We start from the raw sequence: 14,543 nt of genomic DNA on the forward strand, positions 1-14,543 counted from the left end.
CCCTAGCTAGCCTTCCCCTTTTTCGGCCGCGGGTCGCCATCGATGGCGATATCCCACACGTGACTTGGCGGCTCTTCGCCGCGCAGCTCCGCGACGCCGCGCGTCAGGTCGGCCATGATGCGGACGGTCGCCTCGCGCGCGACCTGCGCCGTCAGCGGCTCCTGCCGCAGGTCGGCCAAGTCCACGGCCGGCATCGCCATGACCTGCACGGGGTGCTTGATCCCGAGCTTCGGTTTGACGCCATAGCGCTCGATCACGTCCTGGGTGCCCCACTGCGCGACGGGGATGACGGGCACGCCCGTCTCCAGCGCGAGCCTGGCCGCCCCCGTCTTCGCCTTCATCGGCCACATATCCGGATCGCGCGTGAGGGTGCCCTCGGGGAAAATCCCGACGCACTCGCCCGCCCGCAGCGCCCGACGCGCCTGCGATAGCGCGGCCTGCGCATCGCGCGTGCCTCGCTTGACCTCGATCTGGTGCGCCGCGCCGATCATCGAGCCGAGCACGGGGACCTGAAAGAGTTCGGACTTCGCGAGGAACTTCACCGGAATATCGTGCCCGACCATGAAGTGCGCGAACGTCAGTGCGTCGATGTTCGTCACGTGGTTAGAGACCGCGACGAAGCCGCCCGTGCGCGGGAGGTTCTCGCCGCCGGACCACTCGGCCTTGGTGTACAGCGCCATCGCGGGGCGCGCAATCGCCTCAATAAAGCGGTACATCGGCGGATAGGTCCGCCCGGCCACCGTGCGCGTCACGGCTCGACCATCTCGACATCCGCGCCGAGCGCCTCGAGCTTGCCAAGGAAGTTCTCGTAGCCGCGGTTAATGATCTTGATCCCCTGGACGTTGGACGTGCCCTGGGCGGTCAGCGCCGCGATGAGGTGGGAAAAGCCGCCGCGTAGGTCGGGCACGGCGATATCGGCCGCGGTCAGCGGCGTCGGGCCGGAGATCGCCGCCGAGTGGTAGAAGTTGCGCTGGCCGAAGCGGCACGGCGTACCGCCGAGGCACTCGCGATACACCTGAATGTGGGCGCCCATTTTGCGCAGCGCCGAGGTGAATCCGAAGCGATTTTCGTAAACGGTCTCGTGCACGATCGACAGGCCTTCGGCCTGGGTCAGGGCGACGACGAGCGGCTGCTGCCAGTCGGTCATGAAGCCGGGGTGGACGTCGGTTTCCAGCACGATCGAGCGCAGCTTGCCGCCCGGATGCACGAAGCGGATGCCGTCATCGGTGATGTCGAAGTCGCCGCCGACCTTGCGGAAGGTATTGAGGAAGGTCATCATCTCGGGCTGCGTCGCACCGCGCACCATGACCTCGCCCCCGGTCGCGAGCGCCGCCGCGCCCCAGGAGGCGGACTCGATGCGATCCGAAAGCGCGGTGTGGTTAAAGCCCTGCAGCTGCTCGACGCCCTCGATGCGGATGACGCGATCGGTGTCGACGGAAATCAGCGCACCCATCTTCTGCAGCACCGCGATGAGGTCCATGATCTCTGGCTCGATCGCCGCATTGCGCAGCTCGGTCTTGCCCTCGGCGAGCACCGCCGTCAGCAGCAGCTGTTCGGTGGCCCCGACCGACGGGTAGTTCAGCTCATACTTCGTCCCGACAAGCCCATTGGGGGCGCTAAGCTGGATGCCGCGGTCGGTGTACTTTTCGACCTCCGCGCCAAACTTGCGCAAGATATCGAGGTGGTAGTTGATCGGACGATCTCCGATCCGGCAGCCGCCGAGGTCCGGGATATAGGCCTCCCCCAGGCGGTGCAGCAGCGGGCCGCACAGCAGGATCGGAATGCGCGAGGAACCGGCATGAGCCTCGATTTCGCCGGCGCCCGCCAGGTCGACGTTCGTGGGGTCCATCGACAGCACGCCAGCGGCCTGATCCCAGGAGACGGCCACGCCGTGCAGCTGAAGGAGACCAGCGACGATCTGGACGTCGTTAATCTCTGGGACGTTGCGCATGACCGATGGGCTCGTCCCTAGCAGGGATGCCACCATGGCCTTCGATACGAAGTTTTTCGCACCGCGTACGGTAATCTCACCGACGAGCGGCTGGCCGCCGTTAACTCGGAGCACCGATTTCATGTCGTCCTCACTGCCCGGCAGCTCGGGGCTGAATCGAATAGCTGCCTGGCCCCACCTTAAGGCGGGCCGCCCCTATTATGCCTGGTGAACACCGGGTGACGTTCGCGGCGGTAGAGTTGCCGGTTTGAACGACGGACGATGCTGTTCAAACTCGGTGATGTCTGCCTCGTGACGTAGCGTCAGCGCAATGTCATCCAGGCCCTCCATGAGGCGCCAGCGGGTGTAGTCATCGATGGTAAATCGGCAGACGAAGACGCCACACGTCACGGTGCGCTGCTGCAGGTCGACGCTGACGGTCGTTCCCGGCTCCGTCTCCAAAATCTTGAACAGCTGGTCGGCATCGGCCTGGCTAATGACACCCGCGACGAGCCCCTGCTTGCCGGCGTTTCCGCGGAAAATATCCGCAAACTTGGGCGACAAGACCACCTTGAAGCCATAGTCGCGCAGCGCCCACACCGCATGCTCGCGAGAGGAGCCGGTGCCAAAATCGGGGCCGGCGACAAGGACCGAGCCGCCGGAGTACTCCGCGCGGTTAAGAATGAAGTCTGGATCTGAGCGCCACCCCGCAAACAGGGCGTCCTCAAAGCCGGTCTTCGTCACTCGCTTGAGATAGCGCGCGGGGATGATCTGATCGGTATCGACATTGGAGCGGCGCAGCGGCACCCCGATGCCGCTATGAGTGATGAACTTCTCCACGACGTTACTCCTTCACATCTGCGGGCGAGGACAGGGTGCCGCGAATGGCGGTGGCGGCGGCCACGAGCGGCGAGACGAGATGGGTGCGGCCCCCCTTGCCCTGCCGGCCCTCAAAATTCCGGTTCGACGTCGACGCGCAGCGCTCGCCGGGCGCGAGCTGATCGGGATTCATTCCCAGGCACATCGAACAACCGGCGAAGCGGAAATCCGCCCCGAAGTCGGTAAAGACCTGGTCGAGTCCCTCGGCCTGGGCCTGCAGGCGCACACGGGCAGATCCCGGCACGACGAGCACCCGTACATCGGGATGCTTCGTGCGTCCCCGCATGATCTCGGCGGCGGCGCGCAGGTCCTCGATCCGGCCGTTGGTGCACGAACCGATGAAGACCGCGTCCACCGCGATGTCACGCAGCTTCGTGCCGGGCGCGAGATCCATATAGGCCAGCGCCTGCTCGACGGCCTCGCGTTCGGCGGCCTCGGCCACGTCCTTGGGATCCGGCACCGAGCCGGACAGCGGCAGCCCCTGGCCAGGGTTGGTCCCCCAGGTCACGAACGGTTCGAGGTCCGCGGCATTCAGCGTGACCTCCGCGTCGAAGGTCGCACCCTCGTCGGTCTTCAGCGTCTTCCAATAGGCGACGGCAGCATCCCAGTCCGCGCCCGTGGGAGCGTGGGGGCGACCCTTGAGGTATTCGAACGTTGTCTCATCGGGCGCGATCATGCCGGCGCGCGCCCCGGCCTCGATCGACATATTGCAGATCGTCATACGCGCTTCCATCGACAGCTGCTCGATGGCCTTGCCCCGGTATTCCAGGACGTAGCCCTGGCCACCGCCGGTCCCGATCTTCGCAATGACCGCCAGAATAATGTCCTTCGCGGTGCTGCCCTCAGGCAGATCGCCCTCAATCGTGATCGCCATGGTCTTAAACGGCGTCAGGGGCAGCGTCTGCGTGGCGAGCACGTGCTCGACTTCGGAGGTGCCGATACCAAAAGCAAGCGCGCCAAAGGCGCCGTGCGTGGAGGTGTGGGAGTCGCCGCACACGACGGTCATGCCCGGCTGGGTCAGGCCCAGTTGGGGACCGACGACGTGCACGATGCCCTGCTCGTCATCGCCGAGCGGGTGCAACCGGATACCGAACTCCTCGCAGTTCTTGCGCAAGGTCTCGATCTGGACGCGCGAGACGGGATCCTTGATGGGCGCGAAAATGTCCTCGGTGGGCGTGTTGTGGTCCTCGGTCGCGATCGTGAGATCGGGCCGACGGACGGGCCGGTTTGCAAGTCGTAGGCCGTCAAAGGCTTGCGGTGAGGTCACCTCGTGGACGAGGTGAAGGTCGATGTATAGGAGGTCAGGCGCGCCTGCTTCTCCGCGACGCACCACGTGATCTCGCCACACTTTTTCTGCCAATGTGCCTAGCATGGTGGCTAATCTCCCTATTAATGAGCCGGAACGCACTTGCGTCTCATGCTCTGAGATGAAAGTATTAGGCTATGGACAACTCGAGTGGTGTTGGCGTTCTCGACAAGGCAGCGCTAGTGCTGGGGGCCCTGGAGTCCGGACCGGCAACGCTGGCCCAACTGGTCAGCGCAACAAAACTTGCCCGCCCAACCGCGCATCGCCTAGCGGTCGCCCTGGAATATCATCGCTTCGTCGCGCGCGATATCCAGGGACGTTTCGTCCTAGGGCCGCGCCTTGGCGAATTGGCATCCTCCGCTGGCGAGGATCGCCTCCTGGCTGCCGCCTCCCCCATTTTGAAGGTGCTGCGTGATCACACCGGGGAATCGGCCCAGCTCTACCGCCGCCAGGGCGACCACCGTATTTGTGTGGCCGCCGCCGAGCGCCCGATGGGCCTGCGCGATTCCATTCCCGTTGGCGCCACGCTCTCGATGCTCGCCGGTTCTGCCGCCCAGATCCTGCTCGCTTGGGAGGAGCCCGACCGCCTCCACCGCGGCCTGCATGGCGCCTCATTTACGGCGACGGTGCTATCGGCGGTGCGGCGTCGCGGCTTTTCTCAGTCCGTCGGCGAGCGCGAACCCGGCGTTGCTTCCGTCTCCGCCCCGGTGCGCGGCCCCTCCGGTCGCGTCATCGCAGCCGTCTCGGTTTCTGGCCCGATCGAGCGCATGGGCCGCCAACCCGCCCGCTTGCATGCCCAAGCCGTTGTCGCGGCTGCGAACCGGCTCTCACAGGTCATGCAGCGCACCGAACACTAGCGCTGCACGCTGCGGTAGGCGGCGACGAACTGGTCGAGCCCTTCTTGCCAGGTGTGCGTAACTGGCGTCGCGAGTGTGTGCTCGCGCAGCGCCGCAAGCTGCTGCGGGATGCTCGCTAACATGGCGAGCGCCGCGGACATTTCCTCATCGCTTTCCACCCGCAGCCCCGCAACGCCGTGCTCAATGAACTCCTCAATCCCCGAGCCCGCACGGTAGATCACGGGTAATCCCGCAGCGCGCGCTTCGAGCGCCGCGATGCCGAACGCTTCTTTCACGACGGGCGAGACGAACACGCCTGCCTGGCGATAGGCAGCGGCGAGTTCCGCCGGCCCGACGCGCCCCCGAAGCGTGACCGGCGCCCCCAGTCGGATGAGGCGTTCCACCTCTGTGCGCTGTGGCCCGTCGCCGAAAATATCGAGCGTCATCGGCGCCCTCTGGGCTGCTTGCCCCACGAGCCGCGCCAGTGGCACCACCCGCTTGCGCGCCGCGAGCCGTGTCGCCGTCACTAGCCGCAGCCCGCGCCCGCCGCCCGCGCTCGGATGGTCCCCCCGCCGGATAGCGTCCCACGGTTCGCGCTCAATGAGGTTCGGCAGAACCCCAACCGCCACCCGCCCCTGAGCCGCCCGCTCAATCGCGTCGGCCGCGGCGCGCGAAACCGCGGTAAGAACCATCCCCGCCTCGTGCCATTGCTGCAACGGGTTGACATAGCGATACCACGCGCGGGCATCGCCCAGGTGACAATGCCAGGTGATCACCGCTCGCCTGCCGATCTGCAGGCACGCCGTCGTTGCCAGGCGAGCAAATGGCGAGACGATACCGGTGTGAATATGGACCGCGTCAAATGCGGCAAGCAGCTCGATTAGCCGCGGCCTGGCCCACGGGTTCACGGGAAGCTCCGCAGGTAACCGCGCCGTCAGCCGCGTCACCCGCACACCATCGACAACCTCCGTGTGCTCACCGCGCTCGGGGCCAGCCGGCGTCGCCGTGATGACAGTGACGTCATGACCGTCCGCGACGAGTGCCCGCGCGAGCGAACTCACCTGGGTCTCAATCCCCCCAAGGCGGGGCGGGTAGCAGTCCGAAACAAGCGCGATTCGCATTTCTCTATTGTGCCGCGCTTCGCCGACACCGCTGCCCTGACCCGACAGACTATTGCACGTCTCCGATAAAATGTAGCATAAGTACTACATCCGGTAGTTGAACAACGTAGAGGAGTAAGAATGACAGCCTCAGTAATGATCGAGGCCCAGGGGGTGGACTTCTCCTACGGGAAAACCCAGGTCTTGCACGACGTCACCATGCAGGTCAATCGCGGCGAGATCGTCGCACTCCTCGGCCCCAATGGCGTCGGCAAGACCACCCTGGTGGAAAACCTTGTCGGCACCCTGTCCCCGACGGCAGGCACGGTCAGGATTCTGGGCGAAGACCAAGAAGGCCGGCGCCGATTTCCTTACCCGGATCGGGCTCGTCCTCCAGCACTGGGCCGACCACCCAAAGTGGCAGGTTCGAGAGCAGCGCCGATGGATCGCTGACGCCAATCAGGCATCCGGCAGGTCGGTGCGCGACATCGACGAAATCGTGGCCGCCGTCGGACTGACCGAGAAGGTCGATGACCGACTGAACGCCCTGTCCGGTGGCCAGCGCCGACGAGTGGACTTAGCGGCCGCTCTCCTCACCTCACCCCAGATCCTGCTGCTCGATGAACCGACGACCGGTCTGGATCCTGTCGGCAAATCCCAGATTCACGAGCTGCTCGGCGCCGCCGTCGATGACGGCGTCACGGTTTTCCTTACGACCCACGATCTGAATGAGGCGGAGAAAGTAGCCACCCGCATCATCGTGCTCAAGGAGGGCCGGATCATCGCCGAAGCCGCCCCGTGGCAGCTGCGGGAGCAACTTGTCGGCAAGGCGCAAATCACGTGGCAGTGCGACGGACGCACCCACGTTCACGCCACCGACGCTGTCGAGTCGTTCGTCGCCACTCTCCCGCTCGAGGAGATCAGCAACTTGACGATCACACGCCCGACCCTGGAAGACGCGTATCTCTCCCTCATGAACACCGAAGGATCCGCCGCATGAAACTCTCTGACGCACTCCGCGCCATTGGCATCAACGTGTGGGCCGATCTTCGCCCACAACTCCTCGGAGGCGGCGTCGTCGCCTTCATCTTCGTGCCCGCCGTCTACCTTGCCCTGGCCTCCTTCATGACCAAAGGCTCGGAGGGCATGTATACCCCGGGCACCTACATGATCGCGGGAATCATCGGAGCGAACGGCGCCTTCGTAGCGGTCCAAGTCATGTCGGAGATGTACTCCGAGCGAGTGTCCGGAACGCTGCTACGCGTACGCATCGTCCCCTATGGCCCGCTGTTGTGGGCGATCGCGAAAACAACAAACGCGACCATTGTGACGTTGGTGTACCAGGTCATCATCATTGGGGGCGCTGTCTTGTTCCTCGACGATCTTCCACTCAGCGCAGCGAAACTGGTCACGGCGATCGGGTTGTCCCTGTTCATCGTCGCCGCGTGTAGCCCGATCGGCTTCATCCTCGGAGCACTGGTGCGTGGCTCGTATTCAATGATGTTTGCCTATCTGGCTTTTCTCATCATCTTTTGCACCTCCGGGGTGTTCTTTCCGCTCGCGTTGCTCCCCACCTGGGCCCAGCTCATCCAACAGGTCTTCCCGCTGTACTGGTCGGGCCACCTTGCGCGCCACCTGTTCTTGAATGGCGACGCCACCTTTGAGCCCTCCGGTACGTTCATGCCGTACCTCGCGATCGGAATCCTCCTGGCGTGGGCCGTCATTGGCTATGGTCTTGTCGTGTTTGTCATTCGACGCTCGTTCCGTTCCGAGACGATCTCATCCCTCACGACGCTGCAGCAGAAGCTCCGCTCCCGGGTGGGGATCTCGTGAGCGAGGATCTCGTCCATAACCGGATCGCCGTGTTGCGAGCGGACCGCAAGGTCTCGCGCCGGCAGCTCGCCGATGCGCTCGGCGTCCACTATCAGACGGTGGGCTACCTGGAACGCGGGGAGTACTCCCCCTCACTCGTGTTGGCGCTGCGAATCGCCAGATTCTTCGACGTGCCCGTCGAGTCGGTGTTTTCCTTGGAAGATTTCCCCCCACTGAGCTAAGACGCGAAAAGGCCCGCCTTACCGGCGGGCCTTTTCTGATGGTACCCCCAGCGGGATTCGAACCCGCGTTACCGCCGTGAGAGGGCGGCGTCCTAGGCCACTAGACGATGGGGGCCTAGCTCTTCAGTTGTTGGTACCCCCAGCGGGATTCGAACCCGCGTTACCGCCGTGAGAGGGCGGCGTCCTAGGCCACTAGACGATGGGGGCAAGGACAATGGTGACGTTGTCGCTGGGGTACCAGGACTCGAACCTAGACTAACTGAACCAGAATCAGTCGTGCTGCCGATTACACCATACCCCAAGGGTGATTGGCCTACGGATTACGGCGAAGTGTCACCGAAGGCCAACCGAAGGATTAATTTACCTGAGCGCGTCTCGTTCCCCAAATCATCTGAGGGTGAGAGACCTCACCTGGACTCAGGACAGGCGCTCGGCGAGCGCGCGCAGCCGGGACAGGGACTCCTCCTTGCCCAGGATTTCCATCGATTCGAACAGCGGCGGGGAGACCTGGCGGCCAGTGACGGCGACCCGCAGCGGCCCGAAGGCAAAGCGCGGCTTGATGCCCATGCCCTCGACGATGGCTTCCCGCAGCGCCGCCTCGAGCGCCGGAGTCGTGAACTCGGTCTCCTCGATCGCCTCGATCGCGCGCGCGAGCACGTCGCCCGCTTCCGGCCGCAGCTTAGCTAGGGCCTTCTCGTCGTAGGTAAGGGAGTCCAGGTCCGTGAACAAGAAGCCCATCATCGCCGGGACCTCGCCAAGGAGTTGGACGCGCGTCTGGACGAGGGGGGCGGCGGCCGTGAGAATCTCGCGCTCGCGCTCACTCAGCTGCTCGTAGCTTTCAGCGCCGACGAGGCCCGCGGCCTTCAGGTAGGGCACGCAGCGGCGCGCGAAATCGTCCTCGTCGAGCAAGCGGATGTGGTCGGCGTTGATCGCCGTGCACTTCTTGATATCGAACCGTGCGGGATTCGGATTGACGTCGTGAATATCGAAGGCAGCGACCATTTCTTCAGCCGTGAAGATGTCGTTATCCGGGGAGATCGACCACCCGAGCAGCGCGAGGTAGTTCAGCAGCCCCTCGGGGATCATGCCGTGCTCGCGGTGGAGCAACAGGTTGGACTCCGGATCGCGCTTGGACAGCTTCTTGTTGCCCTCCCCCATGACGTAGGGCAGGTGGCCAAAGGCCGGCGTGTACTTCGCGACGCCGATCGCTTCCAGCGCGCGGTAGAGCACAACCTGGCGGGGCGTGGAGGACAGCAGATCCTCGCCGCGCAGGACGTGGGTGATCTCCATGAGGGCGTCGTCGACGGGGTTGACGAGCGTGTAGAGGGGATCGCCGTTGCCGCGCACGATGACGTAATCGGGGATGGAGCCGGCCTTGAACGTCACATCGCCCCGGACGAGGTCCGTGAAGGTGATGTCCTCTTCAGGCATGCGCATGCGGATGACGGGTTCGCGACCCTCGGCGCGGAAGGCGACCTTCTGCTCCTCGGTGAGCTCCCGATCGTAGTTGTCGTAGCCGAGCTTGGGATTGCGGCCGGCGGCGCGGTGGCGCTCCTCAACCTCCTCCGGGGTGGAAAAGGACTCGTAGGCGAAGCCGGACTCCACCAGGCGCGCGGCGACGTCGCGGTAGATATCCATGCGCTGGGACTGCCGGTAGGGCTCATGCGGGCCGCCGACGCCAACCCCCTCATCCCAGGTCAGACCAAGCCAGGTGAGCGAGTCGATGATCTGGTCGAAGGATTCCTCCGAGTCACGTTTAGCGTCGGTGTCCTCAATCCGGAAGACGAAGGTGCCGCCGGTGTGCCGGGCGTAGGCCCAGTTAAACAGCGCGGTACGCACCATTCCGACGTGGGGCGTGCCCGTCGGGGAAGGGCAGAAGCGGACGCGCACGGGCGCGTCGGGGGCAGAAGTAACAGCAGTGGTGTCCATGGTGCTTCCAGTTTAGCCACGCTTGCGAAGGGCGCGGTTGGTGGCGCGGGTGGGCTCGGCGCTGAGGGGATCCTCGGGCCACGGGTGCTTCGGGTAGCGGCCGCGCATCTCGGCGCGCACGCTCGGATAGGCGGAGGTCCAAAAGGAGGCGAGATCCGCCGTCGTGGCGAGCGTTTGGCCGCCGGGCGCGAGCAGTTCGAGGATGACAGGGCGAGCAAGGATCGCCGGGGAGGCGGTGGCGGAGAAGAACTCCTGGAGCTTGGCGGCAAGGCGCGGGCCGTCGGGGGTGTAGGACACGGTGGCGCTCCGGCCCGAGGGCAGGGTGAGGCGCTCGGGGACGAGATCATCGAGGTGGGCGGCCTCCGGCCAGGGCAGGGCGGCCTGGATATCGGTGCGCAGATCCTCGCGGCGCGCGCTGCGGCCGGCAGCCAGGCGCGCCGCGCAGGAGGCGAGGAGCTCGGGACGGGCGGCGATGGCGGCGGGTGAGAAGTCCGGCCAGGGCTCGCCGCGCTCCCTTCTCAGGTAGGCGAGACGCGCGAGCAGGCTAGTGAGGGCATCACCGGGATCGGCGACGATCGCGGTGCCGTGATCGGCAATGAGGTCACGCGCCAGCGCGGCCGCCACGGCCGGATTGGGGGCGGTGCCTTCGCGGTGCAGCGGGATCTTGCCGAGGCTCGCGACGCGCGTGGCGCGGATGCGGCGATCCTCGATGTGGTGCTCGAGCGTGGTCGTCATGAGGTGGGCGCCCGCTAGCTCCAGGAGAGCTGCGGGCAGCGGCGCCGCCGTTCGCACGAGGTAGGTATCGGCTATCCGCTGGACCTCGCCCACCGCGAGCCACGACGCGCCGATGAGGGGCGAATCAGCGGCGAGTTCGACGCCGAGCCCGCCCGCGGTGAGGTAGCGCCGGTCCTGGCCCTCTCGCCGCTGGGCGATAAAGGTGGGGTGCGCGCGGGCAATGAGCAGCGCGACGGCCGCGTCGTTATCGAGCTCCGGCCTGCTGGGCGGCTGGCTAGATTCACCGCCCAGGGCACGCAGCAGGCGATCGCGAGCGCAGGCATCCTCGCGAGGGCGCAGCAGCAGGCGGGCATCACCGCCGGGGGCGCGACGCCCCGAGTCCAGCGCTGCGGTCAGGGCTGCGGCTCGGCGCGCACCAAGGAGGTCGGCTCCCGCGAGGAGCGCCGCCCCGAGGCGCGGATCAAGGGGCAAGGTCGCTAGACGCCGGCCGAGGTCGGTGAGGCGGCCGGCGCTATCGCGAGCACCAAGCGCCCGCAGGTTGTTCTGCGCCTGGGCGAGCGCGGCAGGTGGGAGCGGGTCGAGCAGGCGCGATGCCGAGCCATCCCCATCGCCCCAGGCCGCGAGCGTCAGGGCGGCGCCGGTGAGATCCGCCGTCGCACTTTCGGGTGGATCGGCCGGGCGCAGTGCGGCGTACTCGCCGGGCGCGATAAGCCTGCGAGCAAATCCCTCCTGGGTACGTCCGGCGCGGCCCGCTCGCTGCGTCATCGACGCCTTGGAAGCTCGCACCGTCACGAGCCGGGCGGCGTCACGGGCGGCGTCATAGCGCGGCTGCCGCGATAGTGCTGCGTCGATCACTCCGACGACGCCCGCCACCGTCAGCCCCGTCTCCGCGACGGCGGTCGTCACGACGATGCGCGGCTCGTTGCTCTGGGCGATCGCGCGATCCTGCTCAGCTGCCGGTAGCTGGCCGTGCAGCGGCAGTACGTGCGCGCGCGTGCGCCCGCGCGCGAGAGAGACGACGACGTCGACGTCCCGCGCCGAGGGCACAAAGACGAGCAGCGTTCCGGCTTCACCGCGGCCTGCCACCTCATTCATGGCCGCCACCGCCTGATCGGCGACATAAGCCTGGTACTCCCGCGTCATGCCGCGCTCATCCAGCGCGCGCAGCCTGGTCGGCGGAGCAATGAGCTCAGTATCGACGTCGAAGAGTCGGCCCTGCGCACTCACGACGGGGACCGGCCGCTCGCCTTCGGACATGAGCTCGGCGAGCGCCCCCGCATCCGTCGTCGCCGACATTGCCCACACATCTAGGTCCTGCCGCAGATCGGCGATATCCAGCGCGAAGGCGAGCGCGAGGTCGGTATCCAAGCTCCGCTCGTGAACCTCATCGAGGATCACCGCACCCACGCCCGCCAGGTCCGGTTCGTGCACCATCCGCGCCACCAGCAACCCCGTCGTGACAAACTCGATCACCGTCTCGTGGGATCGCCGGGAATCGCCGCGCACCGAATACCCGATCCGACCCCCGACGCGCTCCCCCGCGAGCCCTGCCAGATGACGGGCCGCGGCCCGCACGGCGATGCGTCGCGGTTCGGCCACGACGATGCGGCTGCGGCCGCCCGCGCGGATAGCCGCCATGACCGGCACCAGGGTAGTCTTACCAGAGCCAGGCGGAGCCGTGATGACAGCTCGCGAAAGTGCGCTCAGCTCATTCGCGAGCGAGGCCGCGGGCAGGGCGGAGCCGTCAAGTATGTCCTGCAAGGTGCGCATGCTTGTACGGTAGACCAGGAACACCAGCAACGACGCCGAAGGGGCAACAGTGACGAGCTCCACCTACTTTGACGATTTTTCCGCCTACACCGCCACGAACATGGCGCAGCGAGGCTCGTTGAAGTGGACGGCCTTCCCCGGCACGATCGGTGCGTGGATCGCCGAGATGGACTTCGGCATCTCCCCCGCGATCGCCGAAACGATCCGCGCAGAGGTCGATAAGGGCGCGTTTGGCTACCTGCCCACCTGCGCGCGCGATGACGCGAAGGCCGCCACCGCCCGCTGGCATCAGCGCCGCTACGGCTGGGACATCACCCCCGAGCAGGTCTGCCTGTTTCCCGACGTCCTGACCGTGCTGGAAGCAACGATCCTGCACTTCCTTGAGCCCGGCCAGCCCGTCGTCGTCCCGACCCCGAGCTACATGCCCTTCCTCACCCAGCCCAAGCTCTTCAAGCGTGAAATCATCGAAGTTCCGGGCCTGCGCAATGAGGCCGGACGCTACACGCTGGACCTCGACGGAATCGATGCGGCCCTTGCCACCAGCGGCGGCCTGCTGATTTTGTGCAACCCGTGGAATCCCGTCGGGCGCGTCCTTACGCGGGAGGAACTGCACGCGGTCGAGGCGATCGTCGATAAGCACGGCGCGCGCGTATTCGCCGACGAAATCCACGGCCCCGTCGTCCTTGATTCCGAGCGGCGCCACATCCCCTACGCCTCCCTCTCCCCCACTGCGGCGTCACACACGATTACGGCGACGTCGAACTCCAAGGGCTGGAACATTCCCGGCCTGAAGTGTGCCCAGATGATCGTCTCGAACGATCGCGACGCCGCCGAGCTCGATGAGTGGATCCAGCACTACGAGCACCTCGCAAGCCCGCTGGGCGTCAAGTGCGCCGTCGCCGCTTACGACGCCTCCGATGACTGGCTGGCCGAGGTCACCGGCGTGTTGCGCGCGAACCGCGACCTATTCGCCGCGCGCCTCGCCGAAGCCCTCCCCGATGCCGTGCACGCCCCCGCGGAGGGCACCTACCTCGCGTGGGTCGATCTGCGGCCCTATGGCTGCGAGCACCCCGGAACCTATCTACGGGAGCAGGCCAAGGTCGCGATCAACGACGGCGAGGACTGCGGAGCGCCCGGCCACGCGCGCATCAACCTCGCGATGGCGCCCGATAACTGCGTGGCGGTCGTTGACCGCATGGCAGGCGCGCTTACCGGCGAATAACGGGGTTCGTCAGCTCGCCAATTCCCGCCACCTCGCACGCCACGCGCTCGCCGTGCCGGATTTCGCCGACCCCGGCCGGAGTGCCCGTGAGGATGACGTCGCCCGGCAGCAGCGAGCACACGCTCGTAACATAGGAAATCAGCTCGGGGATCGAGAAGATCATGTCCGAGGTGTTCGCCTCCTGACGGACCTCGCCATCGACGAGGCAGCGCACGTCCGCATGAGCGGGATCGAATTCCTCGGCGGACTCGGGGATGACGAGCACGGGCCCGAGCGGGCACGAGGTATCAAAGCCCTTGGCACGCGCCCACGTGGTATCGCTGCGCTGGGCGGTGCGCGCGGAAACATCGTTTGCCACGGTGTAACCAAAAATGACCTCGTGCGCCCGCTGAACCGGCACGTCCTTGCACGGCCGGGAGATCACGACGGCGAGCTCGGCCTCGTGGTGAATGACGTCATCCCAAGGCGGCAGCACGATCGGATCATCGGGCCCGATGACGGCCGTATTCGGGATGAAGAACATCAGCGGTTCGCTCGGCACCTGCGAGTTCATCTCCGCCGCGTGATCGGCATAATTCTTGCCAATCCCGACGACCTTCGAGCGCGGAATGACGGGCGAGAGCAACCGCACATCGTCGAGGCGCACCCGCCGGCCCGTCGTCTCAAAGCCCGCAAACAGCGGATCGGAGCGCAGGACGACGAGCTCCTCGCCGTCAAGAACGCCGTAAGCAATGTCATCGTGATGGGTGAACCGAGCGATCTTCATGCGGCAAGCCTACGTC

The 14,543-nt window shown here is 66.1% G+C and carries 14 protein-coding genes and 3 tRNA genes; 6 read left to right on the forward strand and 11 right to left on the reverse strand.

Annotated features, from left to right (window positions below):
- Window positions 1-2: 2 nt before the first annotated feature.
- The 4 genes from BLU67_RS09120 to leuC form a co-directional block, all read right to left on the reverse strand.
- Complete coding sequence (locus BLU67_RS09120; protein ID WP_092565210.1) at window positions 3-752, reverse strand: lysophospholipid acyltransferase family protein; 750 nt, start codon at window positions 750-752, stop codon at window positions 3-5.
- Complete coding sequence (murA, locus tag BLU67_RS09125; protein WP_092565212.1) at window positions 749-2,074, reverse strand: UDP-N-acetylglucosamine 1-carboxyvinyltransferase; 1,326 nt, start codon at window positions 2,072-2,074, stop codon at window positions 749-751. The genes BLU67_RS09120 and murA overlap by 4 nt, the downstream gene beginning before the upstream one ends.
- Window positions 2,075-2,149: 75 nt before the next feature.
- Window positions 2,150-2,770, reverse strand: coding sequence for a 3-isopropylmalate dehydratase small subunit (leuD, locus tag BLU67_RS09130; RefSeq protein ID WP_092565214.1), 621 nt, complete (start codon window positions 2,768-2,770; stop codon window positions 2,150-2,152).
- A gap of 4 nt (window positions 2,771-2,774) precedes the next feature.
- Window positions 2,775-4,181: a 3-isopropylmalate dehydratase large subunit gene (gene leuC, locus BLU67_RS09135; protein WP_092565216.1), complete on the reverse strand. Its 1,407-nt coding sequence runs from the start codon at window positions 4,179-4,181 to the stop codon at window positions 2,775-2,777.
- Between the two features lie 71 nt (window positions 4,182-4,252).
- On the opposite strand from leuC, the gene BLU67_RS09140 reads away from it, so the two are divergent.
- On the forward strand, window positions 4,253-4,972 hold the full coding sequence (locus BLU67_RS09140) for an IclR family transcriptional regulator (protein WP_092565218.1): 720 nt from the start codon (window positions 4,253-4,255) through the stop codon (window positions 4,970-4,972).
- Here the strand turns inward: BLU67_RS09140 and BLU67_RS09145 are convergent.
- Window positions 4,969-6,072: a glycosyltransferase family 4 protein gene (locus BLU67_RS09145; RefSeq protein ID WP_092565220.1), complete on the reverse strand. Its 1,104-nt coding sequence runs from the start codon at window positions 6,070-6,072 to the stop codon at window positions 4,969-4,971. The two genes, BLU67_RS09140 and BLU67_RS09145, sit on opposite strands and share 4 nt — an antisense overlap.
- Before the next feature lie 120 nt (window positions 6,073-6,192).
- Between BLU67_RS09145 and BLU67_RS12645 the strand changes: the two genes are divergently transcribed.
- From BLU67_RS12645 to BLU67_RS09160, 4 genes are read left to right on the forward strand one after another with little or no spacing between them, the layout of a single operon-like run.
- Window positions 6,193-6,504 (forward strand): ATP-binding cassette domain-containing protein, encoded by a 312-nt coding sequence (locus tag BLU67_RS12645; RefSeq protein WP_315971785.1) that lies wholly within the window; start codon window positions 6,193-6,195, stop codon window positions 6,502-6,504.
- Complete coding sequence (locus BLU67_RS09150) at window positions 6,431-7,051, forward strand: ABC transporter ATP-binding protein (RefSeq protein WP_315971786.1); 621 nt, start codon at window positions 6,431-6,433, stop codon at window positions 7,049-7,051. The genes BLU67_RS12645 and BLU67_RS09150 overlap by 74 nt, the downstream gene beginning before the upstream one ends.
- Complete coding sequence (locus BLU67_RS09155; RefSeq protein WP_092565222.1) at window positions 7,048-7,884, forward strand: ABC transporter permease; 837 nt, start codon at window positions 7,048-7,050, stop codon at window positions 7,882-7,884. Before BLU67_RS09150 ends, BLU67_RS09155 begins: the two co-directional genes overlap by 4 nt.
- Complete coding sequence (locus BLU67_RS09160; protein WP_092565224.1) at window positions 7,881-8,105, forward strand: helix-turn-helix transcriptional regulator; 225 nt, start codon at window positions 7,881-7,883, stop codon at window positions 8,103-8,105. The genes BLU67_RS09155 and BLU67_RS09160 overlap by 4 nt, the downstream gene beginning before the upstream one ends.
- A gap of 39 nt (window positions 8,106-8,144) precedes the next feature.
- Here the strand turns inward: BLU67_RS09160 and BLU67_RS09165 are convergent.
- The 5 genes from BLU67_RS09165 to BLU67_RS09185 all read right to left on the reverse strand — a co-directional run bounded on the left by BLU67_RS09165 (window position 8,145) and on the right by BLU67_RS09185 (window position 12,539).
- Window positions 8,145-8,220 (reverse strand) — tRNA-Glu (locus BLU67_RS09165).
- Window positions 8,221-8,236: 16 nt separating this feature from the next.
- Window positions 8,237-8,312 (reverse strand) — tRNA-Glu (locus tag BLU67_RS09170).
- A gap of 22 nt (window positions 8,313-8,334) precedes the next feature.
- A tRNA-Gln gene (locus tag BLU67_RS09175) sits at window positions 8,335-8,406 on the reverse strand.
- Between the two features lie 116 nt (window positions 8,407-8,522).
- The gene (gene gltX, locus BLU67_RS09180) at window positions 8,523-10,034 is read right to left on the reverse strand and encodes a glutamate--tRNA ligase (protein ID WP_092565226.1); all 1,512 of its coding nucleotides are present in this window, start codon (window positions 10,032-10,034) and stop codon (window positions 8,523-8,525) included.
- A 12-nt stretch (window positions 10,035-10,046) separates the two neighbouring features.
- The gene (locus BLU67_RS09185) at window positions 10,047-12,539 is read right to left on the reverse strand and encodes an ATP-dependent helicase C-terminal domain-containing protein (protein ID WP_143027392.1); all 2,493 of its coding nucleotides are present in this window, start codon (window positions 12,537-12,539) and stop codon (window positions 10,047-10,049) included.
- A gap of 49 nt (window positions 12,540-12,588) precedes the next feature.
- On the opposite strand from BLU67_RS09185, the gene BLU67_RS09190 reads away from it, so the two are divergent.
- Window positions 12,589-13,761: a MalY/PatB family protein gene (locus BLU67_RS09190; RefSeq protein WP_222842446.1), complete on the forward strand. Its 1,173-nt coding sequence runs from the start codon at window positions 12,589-12,591 to the stop codon at window positions 13,759-13,761.
- Here BLU67_RS09190 and BLU67_RS09195 read toward each other — a convergent pair.
- Window positions 13,748-14,527, reverse strand: coding sequence for a fumarylacetoacetate hydrolase family protein (locus BLU67_RS09195; RefSeq protein ID WP_092565230.1), 780 nt, complete (start codon window positions 14,525-14,527; stop codon window positions 13,748-13,750). The genes BLU67_RS09190 and BLU67_RS09195 overlap by 14 nt on opposite strands.
- Between the last annotated feature and the right edge of the window lie 16 nt (window positions 14,528-14,543).

The organism is Bowdeniella nasicola (assembly GCF_900107735.1).
Taxonomy (GTDB): domain Bacteria; phylum Actinomycetota; class Actinomycetes; order Actinomycetales; family Actinomycetaceae; genus Bowdeniella; species Bowdeniella massiliensis.

Excerpts from the sequence above, each read along its gene's own strand:
- murA (WP_092565212.1), bottom strand. The coding sequence starts at position 2,074 with ATGAAATCGGTGCTCCGAGTTAACGGCGGCCAGCCGCTCGTCGGTGAG.
- leuC (WP_092565216.1), bottom strand. The coding sequence starts at position 4,181 with ATGCTAGGCACATTGGCAGAAAAAGTGTGGCGAGATCACGTGGTGCGT.
- BLU67_RS09140 (WP_092565218.1), top strand. The coding sequence starts at position 4,253 with ATGGACAACTCGAGTGGTGTTGGCGTTCTCGACAAGGCAGCGCTAGTG.
- BLU67_RS09145 (WP_092565220.1), bottom strand. The coding sequence starts at position 6,072 with ATGCGAATCGCGCTTGTTTCGGACTGCTACCCGCCCCGCCTTGGGGGG.
- BLU67_RS12645 (WP_315971785.1), top strand. The coding sequence starts at position 6,193 with ATGACAGCCTCAGTAATGATCGAGGCCCAGGGGGTGGACTTCTCCTAC.
- BLU67_RS09155 (WP_092565222.1), top strand. The coding sequence starts at position 7,048 with ATGAAACTCTCTGACGCACTCCGCGCCATTGGCATCAACGTGTGGGCC.
- gltX (WP_092565226.1), bottom strand. The coding sequence starts at position 10,034 with ATGGACACCACTGCTGTTACTTCTGCCCCCGACGCGCCCGTGCGCGTC.
- BLU67_RS09185 (WP_143027392.1), bottom strand. The coding sequence starts at position 12,539 with ATGCGCACCTTGCAGGACATACTTGACGGCTCCGCCCTGCCCGCGGCC.
- BLU67_RS09195 (WP_092565230.1), bottom strand. The coding sequence starts at position 14,527 with ATGAAGATCGCTCGGTTCACCCATCACGATGACATTGCTTACGGCGTT.